We start from the raw sequence: 18,146 nt of genomic DNA, 5'->3' as shown, positions 1-18,146 counted from the left end.
CTTCGCTTGGCTCGTTGCCATCAACCGAAACGGCCGGTGATGTAGTCTTCCGTTTCCTTACGTACCGGCTTGATAAAGATCTTTTCGGTGTCGCCGAACTCGATCAGTTCGCCCAGATACATATAAGCAGTGTAGTCCGAACAACGCGCGGCCTGCTGCATGTTGTGCGTCACGATCACCACCGTGTAATCGCTTTTCAACTCGGCGATCAGCTCTTCGATACGGCCCGTGGAAATCGGGTCGAGCGCCGAGCACGGCTCGTCGAGCAGCAGCACTTCGGGACGGATCGCAATGCCGCGCGCGATACACAGACGCTGCTGCTGGCCGCCGGACAGGCCGTAACCGCTCTGGCCGAGCTTGTCCTTCACTTCGTTCCACAGTGCCGCTTTCGTGAGCGCCCATTCGACGCGGTCATCCATTTCCGAGCGTGTGAGCGTCTCGAACATCTTCACGCCGAACGCGATGTTGTCGTAGATCGACATCGGGAACGGCGTCGGCTTCTGGAACACCATGCCGATGCGCGCGCGCAGCAGCGAGATGTCGCGCTTCGTCGTCAGCAGGTTCTCGCCGTCCATCAGGATTTCGCCTTCGGCGCGCTGCTCGGGATAGAGCGCGTACATCTTGTTGAACGTGCGCAGCAGCGTCGACTTGCCGCAACCCGACGGACCGATGAATGCGGTCACCTTGCCTTCGGGAATATGCAGGTTGATGTTCTTCAGCGCGTGATACTTGCCGTAGAAGAAGTTCAGATCGTTGACTTCGATCTTCGGCCGCGAAGGCGCATGGGCCTGGCCGTTATGGGCGGGATCGAACCCTGCCGGCGCGGCCGGACGTTCGACGGGATTCAGGTGACTTTCTGCCATGTTCATCGGATCGCTCCGCCCTTACTTATTCGAGAAGATCGTACGCGCGAGGATATTCAACCCAAGCACGCCGAGCGTAATGAGGAACACACCGGCCCATGCGAGCGACTGCCACTGCGCAAACGGGCTCATCGCGAACTTGAAGATCGTGACGGGCAGGTTCGCCATCGGCTGGTTCATGTCCCACGTGAAGAACTGATTCGACAGCGCCGTGAAGAGCAGCGGCGCGGTTTCGCCGGCAATGCGCGCGACCGCGAGCAGCACGCCGGTCACGATGCCGGCGAGCGACGCCTTGAGCGTGATCGACAGCACCATCTTCCACTTCGGCGTGCCGAGCGCGAAGGCCGCTTCGCGCAGCGCGTTCGGCACGAGTTTGAGCATGTTCTCGGTGGTGCGGATCACGATCGGAATCTGCAGCAAGCCAAGCGAAACGACACCGGCCCAGCCGCTGAAGTGCCCCATCTTCGCGACGACGAGCGCGTACACGAACAGACCGACGACGATCGACGGCGCCGACAGCAGGATGTCGTTGATAAAGCGCGTGATGCTTGCAAGCGCGCCCTTCTGGCCGTACTCGGCGAGATAGACGCCGGCCATGATGCCGATTGGCGTGCCGATCACGGTGGCGAGCACACAGAGCAGCAAGCTGCCGACGATCGCGTTCGCGAGACCGCCGCCATCGGTATTCGGCGGCGGCGTCGACTGCGTGAAAAGATCGATCGACAGGCCGCCGACGCCGAGGCGCAGCGTCGTGTAGAGAATCCAGATCAGCCACAGCAGGCCGAATGCCATCGCCGCGAGCGACAGCGTGAGCGCCACCGCGTTGGTGATCCGGCGGCGCTTTTGCAGCTTGTTGCGGGTCCTTTCGAGCGTGGCCGCGTCGGCCATGCCGGGCATGTTCAGAGGCTGGCTCATCGCTTCGTGCCCTCCCCTTTCTCGAGACGCAACAGCATCAGTTTGGAAATCGCGAGCACGATGAAGGTGATCACGAACAGGATCAGACCGAGTTCCATCAGCGCCGCGGTATGCAAGCCCGGGCCCGCTTCGGCGAACTCGTTGGCGAGTGCCGACGTGATGCTGTTGCCCGGTGAAAACAGCGATACGTTGTCGAGCAGGTTCGTGTTGCCGATCACGAACGTCACGGCCATCGTCTCGCCGAGCGCGCGGCCGAGGCCCAGCATGACACCGCCGATCACGCCGTTCTTCGTGAACGGCAGCACGATCTTCCACATCACTTCCCACGTCGTGCAGCCGATGCCGTATGCGGACTCCTTCAGCAGCACGGGCGTGACTTCGAATACGTCGCGCATCACCGATGCAATGTACGGGATGATCATGATTGCGAGAATCACGCCCGCGCAGAGAATGCCGATGCCGATCGGCGCGCCCCTGAACAGCGCACCGACGATCGGCACGCCCGAGAGCAGCGTGCCGAGCGGCTTTTCGAACCACGTCGCGAAGATCGGCGCAAACACGAGCAGACCCCACATGCCGTAGACGATCGAAGGAATCGCGGCGAGCAGTTCGATCGCGATGCCCAGCGGCCGGCGCAGCCACGCGGGAGACAATTCCGTGAGGAACAGCGCAATGCCGAAGCTGACCGGCACCGCGATAATGAGCGCGATGATCGACGTCGCGATCGTGCCGTAAATCGGCACCAGCGCGCCGAACTGCTCGGAAGGCGGATCCCAGTCGGCCGTCCAGAGGAAGCTCAGGCCGAACTTCTCGATGGTCGGCAATGACGCGATGATCAGCGACACAATAATGCCACCGAGCAACAATAAGGTAACGATAGCGGCAAGCCGCGCAAGGCCGCCGAAGATAACATCGCCGGTGCGGCTGGGCGCTTTCTGCTGCGCTGCGCTGCCTGGCGGGTTCGACACAATTGGAATGTCGGACATGGGAGCCTGTCGAAACTGTTTCCGGATGCCGCGCGGCAGGATGCCGGACAGCGTGTACTGCGGGTTACTGCACGCCCGCGCGTCGATGCAAGACGAGTTGCCCACGCGCTGATGCCAACCTGACGGCCAACCACTACCTCGGCCGATCTTCCTGCGCCGACTTACGCGAAACGACGCGACTGCGCATGGAGCCGCGCAGTGTACCGCGCAGTATGCCGCGGATGTGCTCCGCGGCATCTGGTCGAGCCGGAACGCGCGTTTCGCATTCCGGCTTCACTACATCAATTCAGCTTACTCCGCTGCGAGCGACTTGCCCGACGCGTCCTTCACTTTCGTCTTCCACTGCGACTTGATCTGGTCGACCACCGATTGCGGCAGCGAGATGTAGTCGAGATCCGCAGCAGCCTGGCCGCCATTCTTGAACGCCCAGTCGAAGAACTTCAGCGTTTCCGCGCCTTCGGACGGCTTGTCCTGCGTCGTATGCAGCAGCACGAACGTCGCGCCGACGACCGGCCATGCGTCCTTGCCCGGCTCGTTCGTCAGGATCTGATAGAACGTCTTCGACCAGTCGGCGCCGGCTGCGGCTGCCTTGAACGTTTCCGTCTTCGGCTCGACCACCGCGCCCGACTCGTTCTTCATTGCCGTATATGTCATGTGGTTCTGCTTCGCGTAGGCCCACTCGACGTAGCCGACCGCGCCCGGCAGACGCTGCACGAACGCCGCGACGCCGTCGTTACCCTTGCCGCCCGTGCCCGTCGGCCAGTTGACCGTCGTGCCTTCGCCGACTTTCGTCTTCCACTCGTTGTTGACCTTCGACAGGTAGTTCGACCAGATAAAGGTCGTGCCCGAACCGTCCGCGCGGCGCACCACGGCGATGTCCGTATCCGGCAGTTTGACCTTCGGGTTCAGCGCGGCGATGGCCGGGTCGTTCCACTTCTTGATCTTGCCCAGATAAATGTCGCCGAGCACTTCGCCCGACAGCACGATTTCGCCGGGCTTCACGCCCGGCAGATTGACGACGGGCACCACGCCGCCGACGACCGTCGGGAACTGGAACAGACCGTCTTTCGCGAGGTCGTCATCCTTCAGCGGAGCGTCCGAACCGGCAAAATCGACCGTCTTTGCAATGATCTGCTTGATACCACCGGAGGAACCGATGCCCTGGTAGTTGACCTTGCCGCCGCCGCTCTTCTGATAGGCGTCCGCCCATTTCGTGTAAATCGGTGCTGCAAAGGTGCTGCCCGCGCCGGTAATATCCGTTGCTGCATGCGCTGCGATCGCGAAGAGCGCGCCAGCAATGCCAGCGAACGCGGTTTGCATCAATTTCATGAGACCTCCAGTGGTGTGAGCGGATGACACGACACCGCGAAGAATAGGGTCTCCCTGTGACAGTAATGTGACTGTCCGTGAAACTCGCGTGACAAAAACATTACACAATCGAAAGGATTGCGCAAAGTGGCTGTATGCATATACGCGCAGTTCTGGATATGCATTCGGGCTGAACCGTGCTCGTTGGTTTGCATGAAGGTTCCGCTTCATGCGGTTTGCGGGGAAGCTGACGGCGCCGTTAGCATCGCAATGGCGCACGCGGACGGCGTGTTCATGCCGCGGCCCGTGAAAGGCGGCCGCAGCGTGAAAATATTCCGACAAAAGACGCGACCGGGGTCGCGATACGCACCGCCAGGGTGCGAGGATGGCCGCGGCGGCCGGCGGTGACGACGGATCAGGCGGTCGCGCGCCGGACGACGTCCGCGATCGCTTCCGCATGCCCGAGCGCATCCTGTTCGCGCGCGGCCTCGACCATCACACGCAACACGGGCTCGGTGCCCGAGGCGCGAATCAGCACACGTCCGCTGCCGTCGAGCGCGTCCTGTGCCGCGCTAATCGCGCGTTGGATGGCATCGCTGCCTTTCCAGTCGGAACCGGGCTGCATGCGCACGTTGATCAGTTTCTGCGGGAATAGCGTCACGCCGTCGAGCAATTGCGCAAGCGATTTGCCGCTGCGCTGCATGGCCGCGAGCACGAGCAGCGCGGAGACGATGCCGTCGCCGGTCGAATGGCGGTCCAGCGACAGGATGTGCCCCGAGCCCTCGGCACCCAGCTGCCAGCCGCGCTCGCGCAATTTTTCGAGCACATAGCGGTCGCCGACCGCCGCGCGCACGAATTCCACGCCCTCGCGCTGCAGCGCGACTTCGACGGCCATGTTCGTCATCAGCGTGCCGACTGCGCCGTCGACTTTGCCGTCGGTCGAAATGCGATCCTTGACGAGCACATACAGCAGTTCGTCGCCGTTAAAGAGGCGGCCCGTCGAATCGACGACCTGCAGCCGGTCGGCATCGCCATCGAGCGCGATACCGAGGTCCGCGTTGTTGGCCCGCACCGCGCGCATCAGCGCATCGGGCGCGGTCGCGCCGACGCCGTCGTTGATATTGAAACCGTTCGGCGCGACGCCGATCGGCACCACGTCCGCGCCGAGTTCGTGGAACACGTGCGGCGCGACGTCATACGCGGCGCCGTGCGCGCAATCGACGACGAGCTTCATGCCATGCAGGTCGTAGTTCGCCGGGAACGTGCTCTTGCAGAATTCGATGTAGCGGCCGGCTGCATCGTCGAGGCGCCTCGCCTTGCCGAGTTGCTCCGACGGCGCGCAATCGAGCGGCTGTTCGAGTTGCTGCTCGATCTGCGCTTCGACTTCGTCCGGCAGCTTGTTGCCGTCCGCGGAAAAAAACTTGATGCCGTTATCGTAGTACGGATTGTGCGATGCGCTGATCACGACGCCCGCCGCGAGCCGCAGCGCCCGCGTGAGATACGCGACGCCCGGCGTCGGCATCGGGCCCGCAAGCATCACGTCGACGCCGGCGGCCGAGAAGCCCGACTCGAGCGCCGCTTCGAGCATATAGCCCGACACGCGCGTGTCTTTGCCGATCAGGACCGTCGGGCGCGTGCCGCTTTTCGCCCAGCGATCGGCGCCCGCCAGCACCTTGCCGGCCGCATAGCCGAGCCGCAATACGAAATCCGGCGTGATCGGCGCGTCGCCGACTTTGCCCCGAATGCCATCTGTACCGAAGTAGCGCCGTGTCATTGTTGAGTTTTCCTGTTTGTGGAGTCAGCTGCGGCGCGCCGCGGCACACGTTGCCGACCATATCTTCAGTGCGTCCACCGTTTGCGCGACGTCATGCACGCGAATGATCACCGCGCCGCGCTCAGCCGCACACACCGCGGCTGCAATGCTTGCCGCCACCCGCTCGCTGGCCGCGTTGCGGCCAGTGACCGCGCCGAGCATCGACTTGCGCGACATGCCAGCGAGGATCGGTAGCGGCGAGGCGCCGCCTGGTGCGATGTCGGGCAAGTGCGCAAGCAAAGTGTAATTCTGCTCGACTGTCTTGCCGAAACCAAATCCCGGATCGACGACGAGACGCGGCCGCGCGACCCCAGCTTGTAGCAGCGCTTCCGTGCGTTCGACAAGGAACGCGCGAACATCGGCGACGACGTCGCGATAGACAGGCTCGCCGACCTGCATCGTGCGCGGCTCGCCGAGCATATGCATCGCGCACAAAGCGCAGCCGCTGCCACGCACCGCGTCGATCGCGCCGGGCATCCGGAAAGCCCAGATATCGTTGATCATGTCGGCGCCGGCTGCAAGCGCGGCGCGCATGACTTCGGGCTTATACGTATCGATCGATAACGGCACGTTCGCACCGCGCAATTGTTCCACCAGTGGAATGACGCGCGCCAGCTCGTCATCGAGTGCGACGGGCGGCGCGCCTGGCCGCGTCGACTCGCCGCCGATATCGATGATGTCGGCGCCTTCGAGCAGCATCCGCTCAGCCTGGCGCAGCGCTTCGCCTTGTGCGACGTAACGGCCGCCGTCCGAGAACGAATCGGGCGTGACATTGAGAATGCCCATGACGAGCGGCCGCTCGAGCGGCAGCGAAAAACGGCCACATTGCAGCGGTTCGGCGCGTTGTCTGGAAGTTGCGTCGGTGGACACGAATGGGAGAGCGTGTAGTTGAGTGAACCCGGGTTGACCAACCGGCTTTATGGGACCGCTCACGCGAAACCGGCGGGATCCGCCCGTTGTTTGTTTGGACTCGTTCGGGCTGAGCCGATAAGGCGCAGAGAATACAAAACGGGCCGGTGTGATTGGCACCGGCCCGTATGACTGAGTTGGCCTCGATCAGGCCGGCGCGGTAGCGCTGCCCGGCTTGACTTCAGCGCCCGGGCTGCTGCCGCCCGAAGGCGCATCGCCCGGCGACGGCGTGCTCTTCGGCGAACGCGGCGGTCGGCCGGCCATGATGTCGTTAATCTGATCGGCGTCGATCGTTTCCCATTCCATCAAGGCTGCGGTCATCGCCTCGACCTTGTCGCGGTTCTCGTTGAGCAGACGCTTCGCGAGGTTGTACTGCTGATCGAGCACGCTGCGGATTTCAGCATCGACCTTCTGCTGCGTCGCTTCCGAAATCGTACGCGTGAAGCCCCGGCCAAACGGCGACGCATCGTTTTCGTCGTCGACATAGACCATCGGTCCCAACGCGTCGGTCATGCCGAAGCGCGCGACCATCGCACGGGCCGTCGCCGTCGCCTTGTTGAAGTCGTCGGATGCGCCGGTGCTGATCAGGTTCAGGAACAGCTCTTCGGCCACACGGCCGCCGAACAGGATGGCGAGGCGATCGAGCAGATATTCCTTCGAGTACGTTTCGTTGTCATGCTCCGGCAACTGCCAGGTGACGCCGAGCGCACGACCGCGCGGAATGATCGTGACCTTGTGCACCGGGTCCGCCTTCGGCAGCAGCTTCGCGATAACCGCGTGGCCAGACTCGTGGTAAGCCGTCGCCCGCTTTGCGTCTTCGCGGATCACCGCCGACTTGCGCTCCGGACCCATGAAAATCTTGTCCTTCGCGTCTTCGAAATCTTGCATCTCCACGATGCGTTTGCCGCGACGCGCGGCAAACAGCGCCGCTTCGTTGACAAGATTCGCGAGATCGGCGCCCGAAAAGCCCGGTGTACCACGTGCGATCACTGCCGCGTCGACATCGTTCGCGATCGGCACCTTGCGCAAGTGCACCTTCATGATGTGCTCACGGCCGCGAATATCGGGCAAGCCCACGTACACCTGGCGGTCGAAACGGCCCGGGCGCAACAGCGCCTTGTCGAGTACGTCCGAGCGGTTCGTCGCAGCGATCACGATCACGCCCGAGTTCGCCTCGAAGCCGTCCATCTCGACAAGCATCTGGTTCAGCGTCTGTTCGCGCTCGTCGTTGCCGCCGCCCATGCCGGCGCCGCGATGGCGACCGACCGCGTCGATTTCGTCGATGAACACGATGCAAGGTGCGTGCTTCTTCGCCTGCTCGAACATGTCGCGCACACGTGCCGCGCCGACACCGACGAACATTTCGACGAAGTCCGAACCCGAGATGCTGAAGAACGGCACTTTCGCTTCGCCGGCAATTGCGCGCGCGAGCAGCGTTTTACCGGTTCCCGGCGGGCCGACCAACAGCACGCCGCGCGGAATCCGCCCCCCCAGCTTCTGAAACTTTTGTGGATCGCGCAGGAAGTCGACCAGTTCGGACACTTCTTCCTTTGCTTCGTCGCAGCCGGCGACGTCGGAGAAATTGATTGCGTTGTTGTTCTCGTCAATCAGGCGCGCCCGGGATTTCCCGAACGAGAAGGCCCCGCCTTTGCCGCCCCCCTGCATCTGCCTCATCATGTAGAACCAGAAGCCGATAATGAGGATCGTTGGTCCGAGGTAGTACAACGCGGAAACGAGTGCGTTCGGTTCGTCGTCGGCCTTGCCGCTGACCTGAACGCCATACTTCATGAGGTCGCCGACCATCCAGATGTCGCCGGGCGACACGATCTGATACTTCTGGCCATCCGCCGGGGTTACCGTCAGATTACGGCCCTGGACGATGACGCTCTTGACCTTGCCGCTTTTCGCATCGTCCATGAACTGCGAATAGGAAACGCCTTCCTGGACACGGGGCTTGTCGAACTGCTTGAACACCGTAAACAGCACCAGTGCGATAACCAGCCACACTGCCGCCTTGGAAAACATGTTGTTGTTCAAAGCACCACTCCTTCACTCATAGACAAGCGCCTACATTTGCCTTGCGGCACCACTCAGGCATTCTAATCCAGACCGCAGACCCCTGCCATAAGCATTCGCTACGGCATATATAGCGAGAGCCGCACCGCGCCGGCGCCGTTTTCCGGCACATTGAAAATAACAAGCTGGCATTTGAATCGCTTTTTTCAACGGGGACGCTTCAAATGTTTGCCCAAAATAAACGTCTCGGACGATTTGTCCCGCGACGCTTTCGGTTTGCGGGCCGCCACCGTCTTAAATTGCTGCTTGAACTTCTCGACAATCTGGCTGTAACCGCTGCCGTGAAAACATTTGACTAAAAGGGCACCATCCGGCTTCAGGTGATTCTGTGAGAACTCCAGCGCGAGGTCGCATACATGCTCGATTCGCGCGGCATCCGCCACCGCAACCCCAGACAGATTGGGCGCCATATCCGAAATTACAAGATCGACGAGGCGCTCACCGACCACTTCTTCAAGTTGTTCGAGCACACTCTCCTCGCGGAAATCGCCCTGAATGAAGTGCACATCTGCAATCGGCTCCATCGGCAGCAGATCGAGCGCGATGATCGTGCCGTCGATGCCGCCTTCACGCGACGCGTCGCGCCGCGGACTTTGCGCGAGCTTGTTGCGCGCGTACTGGCTCCAGCTGCCGGGCGCGGCGCCGAGGTCGACGATGACCTGGCCCGGGCGGATCAGCCTGTCCTGCTCGTCGATTTCCTTCAGCTTGTAGGCCGCACGGGCACGATAGCCTTCCCGTTGCGCCATTTTGACGTACGGATCGTTGATATGGTCGTGCAGCCATGACTGGTTGAAGCGGTTTTTTGCCATTAATCGTTGAACTTTTGCTGCGTGATACCGCGCTTTTAGCGGATAATACGCGTTTAATCTGCACAACCAGCGCGTGCGCCGCTTCCGGGTCGATCCTGTAAGGATTGCGCCTTCTGCCGCGGATATATGTGCGCCGCGGTTTGCGCCGCGGTCATACGAATGCTCATCGCGCGCACCGCAACGAGCCGCGCGCGGCCGCAGCGTGCCATTTTAGTCGAGTCCCTCACTTTCCATGCCAGCCCTCAAAGTCTCCTCCGAACAACGCGCCGCGCTGCGCTCGCAGGCTCATGCGCTCAAACCCGTCGTGCTCGTAGGCGCCGAGGGCTTGACCGATCCCGTGCTGGCCGAAATCGAGGTCCACCTCGTCGCCCATGAACTGATCAAGATTCGCGTATTCGGCGACGAGCGCGAGGAACGCGTCGCGATCTACGACGAGATCTGCGATCGCCTCGACGCCGCGCCGATTCAGCATATCGGAAAGCTGCTCGTGATCTGGAAGCCCGAAGCCGCGCGCCCTGCAACCCGAGCGCCGCGTCGCAATGCGTTGCCGAGCGCGGGCGAAGCCGCCGCTGCTGAAAAAGCGTCCGCGCAAGGCCGGGCACCACGCGTCGTCAAGGTCGTCAAGGTGTCCCCCGATAACCCGATGCGCCGTCCAAAACCGCAAAAGGTACTGGTACGCGGCAACGAACGCGTTACCGCGGGCGGCAACATCAAGCGCGCGAAGAAACGGCAGAGCAGCGCGAAGCGCCAGCATCAATCGACGAAGTAACCGGTATGACGCTTCTGCGGCTGCGACGAAACGTCGCGGCGAAGCGCAGCGCAGAGGTGACACGGGCTAGGCCTGTGCAATAAGAAGCGCGTGCACACGGGGTGGAAACGGGCGCAAACAGCATCATCGTGCACTGTTATCGCTGGCCATCGCCGAGCCGCCTCCGCGCACCTCGGGTTCCAATTCGACTTTGCGCAGAAGAAGCCGCACAACACGCGGCGCGAATGCCGACGTTTCAGCCAGCCGCTTTTGGGCGACCTGCAGTCGATCCCACGTGCGTCCCAGACGCTGCCGACGCTGTAGCGGTCGGCAATTTCCACACGAGGACGAGCGCCAGCACGCTCTCGATCAGATAGAACAGACTCGATACGCCGTGAAGCATGCCGAAGCGGCCGGCGTAGGCCGAGTGGCCGACATCGGTGCCCGCTTCCTGCGCGGCAATGCGCAGCGCATTCATAAACGGCTGCAGCGCGAAATATCCGACAAGCACGCACACAAGCATGCCGGCCACAAGCCAGCGTAGCCGTTTATAGACAACTTCGTCGCGACGAATCAGTACATTGCACAGCGCGAGCAGCAACACGCCGCACACAACGCCGATCAGGCCTTCGATCCGAAACAGTTGCGCGGCAACGGAACCCGCCGTGATGCGATCGAGCGAAGCGAACAGCACAGGCGCGACCGCATAACCGATGGTCAGCAGACTGCCGACCCACACGACCGTCAACAGCCGGAAAATTCGATGCGGCATCGAGGGCACCTGGCGTATGTCGCTCAGACGTAGCGAACCGAGATGATCTCGTATTCGCGCACGCCGCTCGGGGCCTGCACCGATGCGACGTCGCCTTCGGACTTACCGATCAGCGCGCGCGCGATCGGCGAACTGACCGAAATCAGGCCGTGCTCGAGATCCGCTTCGTCGTCGCCGACGATTTGATAGGTGACCGCATCGCCGCTATCGAGATCTTCGAGTTCGACGGTCGCCGCAAACACGACGCGCCCATCCGCATCGAGCGCGGCCGGGTCGATGACCTGGGCAGCGGCAAGCTTCGATTCGATATCGGCGATACGCCCTTCGATAAAGCCCTGCTTCTCTTTCGCTGCGTCGTATTCGGCGTTTTCCGACAGATCGCCCTGGGCACGCGCTTCCGCGATCGAATTGATGACCGCAGGACGTTCAACCGATTTCAGGCGCTGCAATTCATCGCGCAACTTGTCAGCGCCGCGTTTCGTCAAGGGAATAGTGCTCATAAACAACTCTTTGGCAAAAAAACGGCCTTCAAAAAAAATCAACCGCGGTTAAGTGCATCCCCAAAGAGGTACACGATGCCGTGGCGCTCGTACAAGAGCCCGATCCGGTACCTTCAGGGACGCCGCTTAACCGCGGCACATACAGCTTCGACAGAGATTCGAAGCCTTAGTTTAGGCGAGCATGAAGCCCTTGTAAATCATAGACCTCGAGATCCTTCAGATACCGCAGACCCTCGACCGCCGCCCGCGCGCCCGACATGGTCGTGTAGTACGTGACCTTGTTCGCCTGCGCGCTCATGCGGATCGAACGCGAATCGGCGATCGCCGCGCGCGTTTCGTCGACGGTCGTGAACACAAGCGCGATCTCGCCGTTCTTGATCATATCGACGATATGCGGGCGGCCGTCCTTCACCTTGTTGACGACGCGCACCGGCACGCCGGCCGCTTCGATCGCCGCGGCCGTGCCCTTCGTGGCGACGAGCGGGTAGCCCAACTCATGCAGCATGCGCGCGACTTCGACCGCCTTCGGCTTGTCGGCGTCCATGACCGTCAGCAGCACCGTGCCCGACTCGGGCAAGCGCGAGCCAGCAGCGAGCTGCGACTTGAAGAGCGCCTCGCCGAACGTGCGGCCCACGCCCATCACCTCGCCGGTCGAACGCATTTCCGGTCCGAGCACCGGGTCGACGGCCGGAAATTTGATGAACGGGAACACCGCCTCCTTCACGCTGAAGTACGGCGGTTCGACCTCCTTCGTCACGCCCTGCTGCGCGAGCTTCTGACCGACCATCGCGCGCGCGGCGATCTTCGCGAGCGGCAGGCTCGTTGCCTTCGATACATACGGCACCGTGCGCGACGCACGCGGATTCACCTCGAGCACGTAGATCACATCGCGCTTCGAGCCGTCTTCCTGCGGCACCTGCTGGATCGCGAACTGCACGTTCATCAGACCGACCACATTCAGTGCCTTCGCCATCGCGGCGGTCTGGCGCTTCAGTTCGGCAACCGTTTCCTGCGACAGCGAATACGGCGGCAGCGAACACGCCGAGTCGCCCGAGTGCACGCCGGCCTGCTCGATGTGCTCCATCACGCCGCCGATAAACACCGCGTCGCCATCGGAAATGCAATCGACGTCGCATTCGATCGCGTCGTTGAGGAAGCGGTCGAGCAGCACGGGCGAATCGTGGCTGACCTTCACTGCTTCGCGCATATAACGCTCGAGATCGCGCGGCTCATGCACGATCTCCATCGCGCGGCCGCCGAGCACATACGACGGGCGCACGACGAGCGGATAGCCGATTTCATCGGCGAGCTTCAGCGCTTCGTCCTCGTTGCGCGCGGTGCGGTTCGGCGGCTGGCGCAGTTGCAGTTGCTGCAGAAGCTTCTGGAAACGCTCGCGGTCTTCCGCCGCGTCGATCATGTCGGGCGACGTGCCGATGATCGGCACACCGTTCGCCTCGAGATCGAGTGCGAGCTTCAGCGGCGTCTGACCGCCATATTGCACGATCACGCCGAGCGGTTTTTCCTTGTCGACGATTTCGAGCACGTCTTCGAGCGTGAGCGGTTCGAAATACAGACGATCCGAGGTGTCGTAGTCGGTCGAAACGGTCTCGGGATTGCAGTTGACCATGATCGTCTCATAGCCGTCTTCGCGCATCGCAAGCGCCGCATGCACACAGCAATAGTCGAACTCGATGCCCTGGCCGATCCGGTTCGGACCGCCGCCGAGCACCATGATCTTTTTGTTGTTCGTCGGGTTCGCTTCGCACTCTTCTTCATACGTCGAGTACATATACGCGGTCTTCGTCGCGAACTCGGCAGCGCATGTGTCGACGCGCTTGTACACCGGCCGCACGTTCAGCTCGATACGGCGCGCGCGGACTTCTGCAGGCCTCGCCTTCAACAGCTTCGCCAGACGCCGGTCCGAGAAACCGCTTTGCTTCAGATAGCGCAACTCGTCCGCGGACACGCTTGCGAGCGTGCGTCCTTCGAGCGCCTTCTCCTTCAGCACGATCTGCTCGATCTGCGCGAGGAACCACGGGTCGATCGCGGTTTCCTCGAACACTTCCTGCGGCGTCAGACCGAGGCGGAACGCATCGCCGACATACCAGATGCGATCCGGACCCGCCTCGCCGATCTCGCGAATCACTTCGTCGCGGCTCGTGGTCTTCTCGTCGAGCCCGTCGACGCCGACTTCGAGACCGCGCAGCGCCTTCTGGAACGATTCCTGGAACGTGCGGCCGATCGCCATCACTTCGCCGACCGACTTCATTTGCGTGGTCAAACGCGGATCGGCCTCGCGGAATTTTTCGAACGCGAAGCGCGGGATTTTCGTGACGACATAGTCGATCGTCGGCTCGAACGACGCCGGCGTCTGACCGCCGGTAATCTCGTTCTTCAGTTCGTCGAGCGTGTAGCCGACCGCGAGCTTCGCCGCGACTTTCGCGATTGGAAAGCCCGTTGCTTTCGATGCGAGCGCCGACGAACGCGATACGCGCGGGTTCATCTCGATGACGATCATGCGGCCGTCTTTCGGATTGATCGCGAACTGCACGTTCGAACCGCCCGTGTCGACGCCGATCTCGCGCAGCACCGCAAGCGACGCGTTGCGCAGGATCTGATATTCCTTGTCGGTGAGCGTTTGCGCCGGCGCGACCGTGATCGAATCGCCGGTATGGATGCCCATCGGATCGAGGTTCTCGAAGTCGGATCGTAGCCATGTCGTTCTGTGAGCCAAGGAGTTGGTAGAATGTTTTGTCTTCCTAAGACCGCTTGGCCTCCGACTTGCGACTCTTCGATCAGCAGTTCGCGCGTAGGCGACAGGTCGAGACCGCGCTTGCAGATTTCTTCGAACTCTTCGCGGTTGTACGCAATGCCGCCGCCCGAACCGCCGAGCGTGAACGACGGTCGAATCACGACCGGGTAGCCGATACCGCCCGTTTCGACCGCGATCTGGGCCTGCACCTTCAGCGCTTCTTCCATCGAATGCGCGGTGCCCGACTTCGCCGAGCCGAGGCCGATCTTCGTCATCGCGTCCTTGAACTTCTGGCGGTCTTCGGCCTTGTCGATCGCTTCCGGCGACGCGCCGATCAGTTCGACGTCGTACTTCGCAAGCACGCCATGGTGATGCAGGTCGAGCGCGCAATTGAGCGCGGTCTGGCCGCCCATCGTCGGCAGCACCGCGTCCGGGCGCTCCTTCGCGATGATGCGCTCGACCACTTCCCACGTGATCGGTTCGATATACGTCACGTCGGCCGTGTTCGGGTCGGTCATGATCGTCGCCGGGTTGCTGTTGACGAGAATGACCTTGTAGCCTTCTTCACGCAGCGCCTTGCAGGCCTGCGCGCCCGAGTAATCGAACTCGCACGCCTGGCCGATGATGATCGGCCCCGCGCCGATGATGAGGATGCTTTTGATGTCTGTCCGCTTGGGCATAACGCTCTCGCTAATCTCTAATGCTGTGTCGACTGGAGTGGGCGCTTTGCGCTTACTCCGGTCCCATGCAGGGTTACTGCGGTTGTTTCCGTTGGCGCGCTGAAGTCGCGGGTGCGGTTACCGCCCCGCCACGCGCGCGCCAGAATTCTGTTCGCGTACGCGAGATGCTTATGCCGCCGCGGTGTGACTGCTGGTGCTGCGGTGTTTGCAGGCATCCATCAGCGCGGTGAAGCGGTCGAACAGATAGCCGATATCGTGAGGACCAGGCGACGCTTCCGGGTGGCCCTGGAAGCAGAACGCGGGCTTGTCGGTTAGCGCAAAGCCTTGCAGCGTGCCGTCGAACAGCGATACGTGCGTCACTTTCGCATTCGCGGGCAAGGTTGCCGCATCGACAGCGAAGCCGTGGTTCTGCGACGTGATCACGACGCGGCCGTCAGCGAGATCCTTTACCGGATGGTTCGCGCCGTGGTGGCCGGTTTTCATCTTCATGGTCTTCGCGCCGACCGCAAGGCCCATGATCTGATGGCCAAGGCAGATGCCGAAGGTCGGGATGCCGCGCGCGATGAATTCGCGCGTCGCTTCGATCGCGTAGTCGCACGGCTCCGGGTCGCCGGGGCCGTTGGACAGGAACACGCCGTCCGGGTTGAGCGCGAACGCGTCGGCCGCGGTGGCCTCGGCGGGCAGCACCGTCACATGGCAGCCGCGCTCCGCGAGCATGCGCAGGATGTTGTGCTTGACGCCGTAGTCGAACGCGACCACGCGATACTTCGGCGCGTTCTGCATGCCGAAGCCGCTGCCGAGGCGCCACTCGGTCTGCTTCCACTCGTACGGGGTTTTCGTCGACACGACCTTCGCGAGGTCCATGCCCGCGAGGCCGGGGAACGAACGCGCGAGCTCGATTGCCTTCGTTTCGTCATCCGAGCCGGCGACAATGGCGCCATTCTGCGCGCCTTTGTCGCGCAGAATGCGCGTGAGCTTGCGCGTATCGATACCGGCGATCGCGACGACGCCTTCGTCGCGCAGATAGTCGGACAGCGTGCGCTCCATGCGGAAGTTCGACGCGAGAACCGGCAGATCGCGGACGATCAGGCCGGCGGCATGGACTTTCGTGGCTTCTACGTCTTCTGCGTTGACGCCGACATTGCCGATGTGCGGATACGTCAGCGTGACGATCTGTTGCGCGTAGCTCGGGTCGGTCAGGATTTCCTGATAGCCGGTGATCGCCGTGTTGAACACGACTTCACCAATCGTATGACCGGCGGCGCCGATCGAATAACCACGAAAGACCGTGCCGTCGGCAAGCGCGAGCAGAGCGGGAGAAAATGACGGCAACACGGGGGACTCCTTGGCGGAACACCCTGTTGCCGACCTGGTCATCCGCTCGTGCCGGTGTGCGCGCATGGTGCGACAGCGCATCGGCCGATGCAGGCGTTAGCCCGCTCGCGTGGCGCGGCCAGCCAGTGATCCACAAGATTCGCATCCATGAGCGGGGGCATCGTGGCATCGGGCGCGGCGGCGGATGAACGGTTTAGAAGAGGTAGGCGCTAGGGTGCGGGTTGATAAGCTCAAACCTTGGAATTATAGCCCGAAAGCGCCCCTCCCTTCAAATCCGAGATAGCTCCGGCCGCACGCGAACCGGTTCATGGAACCGCCGGCCAGCGCTTACGGCTGGTGCTTCGCCAGCATTTGCGCGGCGTTTGGCAGCACCTGACTCGGCAATACGTACCATATCGCTCCGGCGACCTGCAGGCCGAGCATGATTGCCCACGTGGTCAGATGGGCGACCGCCGGATAGTGCCCCGCCACGGCCTGCCAGTGCGACAGCACCGCGCCGACGCCAACCTGAAAGCCGAAGATCAGCAGAAAGATCACGAGGTTCATGGTTGTGTTCGCGCGGCCGATCATGTGCGCCTCGAAATACCGCGGCAGCAACGCGTAGCTCAGAATGCCCGTGCCGCCGAAGAACCCGTAGGCCGCCCATAGCAGCCCGGCCGGCAGCGGCGCATTCATCATGATCAGCAATTGCGTGACGACGAACATGCCGCCGCCGATTCCGCAAAACGCATACAGCGACACGCCACGCCGCTCGAGACTGCGCGCGGCCGCGCCGAAGCCGACGCAGCCCGCCATCATCGCGAACCCGAGCACCGAGACGAGCGCCGCCGCCGGCCCCGGCTGGAAGCCGCTGACGTCGCGCAGCCACGCACCGACCCACAGCGACTGCATCGCGTAAAACACACCTTGCGTGATCACGGGAAACGACGCGATTTTCCAGAACGCCGCGCTACGCAAGATATCGGCCGTGCCCTTGAACTGCCCCATCAGCGTCGTATGGCGCGGCGCGCTATTCGTGTCGGGCGCGCAGGTCCACAGGATCAGGGCCACGACGACGGTCATGACGCCGAGGCCGACACAGACCGTGCGCCAGGTCGCGAGCGTGAGGACCCATGTGAGCGGCGAACCGACCACCACGCCACCGAGACCGCCGACCGCCATCGTGAGCCCGTTGACGAGCGGCAGGCGCGCGGCGGGAAAATGTTGCGCAAGCGCCTTGAACGCAGCACCGAGACACACCGACACGCCGATACCAATCAGCAGGCGCCCGATCATCATCGCGCCGATGCCATGCGCCGCGCCGAACACCCAGATGCCCGCGGCCGCGAACAGCAGCATGCCCGCCGTGGTGCGACGCGAGCCAAAGTGATCGAGCAGCACGCCGGCCGGAATCTGTGCACCGGCGAAACCGAGGAAGTAGAGGCTTGTCAGCAAGCCCAGGTCGGTGGCCGACAGCGCCATCTCGCGCGTGATGAGAGGCGCGAACCCAAGGTTGACACCGCGAAACACGTACGAAACGAAGTAGCCGGCGGAAAACAGCAGGAAAACGCGGACTGGGGTCGACAACATCGGCGCTGGACTGGACGAACAATGGACAAAGGCGGCCTGGCCGGGGCTCACGGGAGATCGGCCGGATCCAGAACAATAAATGATTTGTGAAAAAGTCGCTTAAATGAGAAC

General features: G+C 62.5%; 13 protein-coding genes and 2 pseudogenes. 1 reads left to right on the top strand and 14 read right to left on the bottom strand.

What is annotated here, in order from left to right; translation table 11 throughout:
- Positions 1-20: 20 nt before the first annotated feature.
- The 8 genes from pstB to QYH69_RS21285 form a co-directional block, all read right to left on the bottom strand.
- Positions 21-869, bottom strand: a complete 849-nt coding sequence (pstB, locus tag QYH69_RS21320) for a phosphate ABC transporter ATP-binding protein PstB (protein ID WP_308833771.1) — start codon at positions 867-869, stop codon at positions 21-23.
- Positions 870-884: 15 nt separating this feature from the next.
- Positions 885-1,778, bottom strand: coding sequence for a phosphate ABC transporter permease PstA (gene pstA, locus QYH69_RS21315; protein WP_308833770.1), 894 nt, complete (start codon positions 1,776-1,778; stop codon positions 885-887).
- Positions 1,775-2,764 carry a phosphate ABC transporter permease PstC gene (pstC, locus tag QYH69_RS21310; protein WP_308833769.1) on the bottom strand — a complete coding sequence of 330 codons (990 nt, stop codon included), beginning with the start codon at positions 2,762-2,764 and terminating at the stop codon, positions 1,775-1,777. Before pstC ends, pstA begins: the two co-directional genes overlap by 4 nt.
- Positions 2,765-3,055: 291 nt before the next feature.
- On the bottom strand, positions 3,056-4,093 hold the full coding sequence (pstS, locus tag QYH69_RS21305) for a phosphate ABC transporter substrate-binding protein PstS (protein ID WP_308833768.1): 1,038 nt from the start codon (positions 4,091-4,093) through the stop codon (positions 3,056-3,058).
- A 394-nt stretch (positions 4,094-4,487) separates the two neighbouring features.
- Positions 4,488-5,846 carry a phosphoglucosamine mutase gene (gene glmM, locus QYH69_RS21300; protein ID WP_308833767.1) on the bottom strand — a complete coding sequence of 453 codons (1,359 nt, stop codon included), beginning with the start codon at positions 5,844-5,846 and terminating at the stop codon, positions 4,488-4,490.
- A 24-nt stretch (positions 5,847-5,870) separates the two neighbouring features.
- Positions 5,871-6,671 (bottom strand): dihydropteroate synthase, encoded by an 801-nt coding sequence (folP, locus tag QYH69_RS21295; RefSeq protein ID WP_308833816.1) that lies wholly within the window; start codon positions 6,669-6,671, stop codon positions 5,871-5,873.
- A 270-nt stretch (positions 6,672-6,941) separates the two neighbouring features.
- The gene (gene ftsH / locus QYH69_RS21290; RefSeq protein WP_075157705.1) at positions 6,942-8,831 is read right to left on the bottom strand and encodes an ATP-dependent zinc metalloprotease FtsH; all 1,890 of its coding nucleotides are present in this window, start codon (positions 8,829-8,831) and stop codon (positions 6,942-6,944) included.
- A 185-nt stretch (positions 8,832-9,016) separates the two neighbouring features.
- Complete coding sequence (locus QYH69_RS21285; RefSeq protein WP_075157706.1) at positions 9,017-9,679, bottom strand: RlmE family RNA methyltransferase; 663 nt, start codon at positions 9,677-9,679, stop codon at positions 9,017-9,019.
- A 232-nt stretch (positions 9,680-9,911) separates the two neighbouring features.
- Between QYH69_RS21285 and QYH69_RS21280 the strand changes: the two genes are divergently transcribed.
- Entirely contained in the window at positions 9,912-10,448 is a 537-nt protein-coding gene (locus QYH69_RS21280; RefSeq protein WP_308833766.1) for a YhbY family RNA-binding protein, read from the top strand.
- 235 nt (positions 10,449-10,683) lie between these two features.
- On the opposite strand, the gene QYH69_RS21275 is transcribed toward QYH69_RS21280, so the two are convergent.
- From QYH69_RS21275 to QYH69_RS21255, 6 genes and pseudogenes are all read right to left on the bottom strand, one after another.
- The gene (locus QYH69_RS21275; protein WP_308833765.1) at positions 10,684-11,199 is read right to left on the bottom strand and encodes a DUF4149 domain-containing protein; all 516 of its coding nucleotides are present in this window, start codon (positions 11,197-11,199) and stop codon (positions 10,684-10,686) included.
- 23 nt (positions 11,200-11,222) lie between these two features.
- Positions 11,223-11,699 carry a transcription elongation factor GreA gene (greA, locus tag QYH69_RS21270; RefSeq protein ID WP_075158889.1) on the bottom strand — a complete coding sequence of 159 codons (477 nt, stop codon included), beginning with the start codon at positions 11,697-11,699 and terminating at the stop codon, positions 11,223-11,225.
- A 166-nt stretch (positions 11,700-11,865) separates the two neighbouring features.
- A pseudogene (carB, locus tag QYH69_RS21265) lies at positions 11,866-14,400 on the bottom strand (carbamoyl-phosphate synthase large subunit); the annotation flags it as partial.
- Positions 14,401-14,474: 74 nt separating this feature from the next.
- Positions 14,475-15,131: pseudogene (gene carB, locus QYH69_RS36125) on the bottom strand (carbamoyl phosphate synthase large subunit); the annotation flags it as partial.
- A gap of 168 nt (positions 15,132-15,299) precedes the next feature.
- Entirely contained in the window at positions 15,300-16,466 is a 1,167-nt protein-coding gene (carA, locus tag QYH69_RS21260) for a glutamine-hydrolyzing carbamoyl-phosphate synthase small subunit (RefSeq protein WP_308833764.1), read from the bottom strand.
- Positions 16,467-16,793: 327 nt separating this feature from the next.
- Positions 16,794-18,035 (bottom strand): MFS transporter, encoded by a 1,242-nt coding sequence (locus QYH69_RS21255; RefSeq protein ID WP_308833763.1) that lies wholly within the window; start codon positions 18,033-18,035, stop codon positions 16,794-16,796.
- Positions 18,036-18,146: the final 111 nt, after the last annotated feature.

The organism is Paraburkholderia sp. SARCC-3016 (genome assembly GCF_031119615.1).
Taxonomy (GTDB): Bacteria; Pseudomonadota; Gammaproteobacteria; order Burkholderiales; family Burkholderiaceae; genus Paraburkholderia.
The sequence above is the reverse complement of the archived record's forward strand: the minus strand, read 5'-3'. Positions and strand labels throughout refer to the sequence as shown.

What these genes read in the sequence shown, in the direction of transcription:
- pstB (WP_308833771.1), bottom strand. Translation starts at nt 869, where the DNA reads ATGAACATGGCAGAAAGTCACCTGAATCCCGTCGAACGTCCGGCCGCG.
- pstA (WP_308833770.1), bottom strand. Translation starts at nt 1,778, where the DNA reads ATGAGCCAGCCTCTGAACATGCCCGGCATGGCCGACGCGGCCACGCTC.
- pstC (WP_308833769.1), bottom strand. Translation starts at nt 2,764, where the DNA reads ATGTCCGACATTCCAATTGTGTCGAACCCGCCAGGCAGCGCAGCGCAG.
- pstS (WP_308833768.1), bottom strand. Translation starts at nt 4,093, where the DNA reads ATGAAATTGATGCAAACCGCGTTCGCTGGCATTGCTGGCGCGCTCTTC.
- glmM (WP_308833767.1), bottom strand. Translation starts at nt 5,846, where the DNA reads ATGACACGGCGCTACTTCGGTACAGATGGCATTCGGGGCAAAGTCGGC.
- folP (WP_308833816.1), bottom strand. Translation starts at nt 6,671, where the DNA reads ATGGGCATTCTCAATGTCACGCCCGATTCGTTCTCGGACGGCGGCCGT.
- QYH69_RS21285 (WP_075157706.1), bottom strand. Translation starts at nt 9,679, where the DNA reads ATGGCAAAAAACCGCTTCAACCAGTCATGGCTGCACGACCATATCAAC.
- QYH69_RS21280 (WP_308833766.1), top strand. Translation starts at nt 9,912, where the DNA reads ATGCCAGCCCTCAAAGTCTCCTCCGAACAACGCGCCGCGCTGCGCTCG.
- QYH69_RS21275 (WP_308833765.1), bottom strand. Translation starts at nt 11,199, where the DNA reads ATGCCGCATCGAATTTTCCGGCTGTTGACGGTCGTGTGGGTCGGCAGT.
- greA (WP_075158889.1), bottom strand. Translation starts at nt 11,699, where the DNA reads ATGAGCACTATTCCCTTGACGAAACGCGGCGCTGACAAGTTGCGCGAT.
- QYH69_RS21255 (WP_308833763.1), bottom strand. Translation starts at nt 18,035, where the DNA reads ATGTTGTCGACCCCAGTCCGCGTTTTCCTGCTGTTTTCCGCCGGCTAC.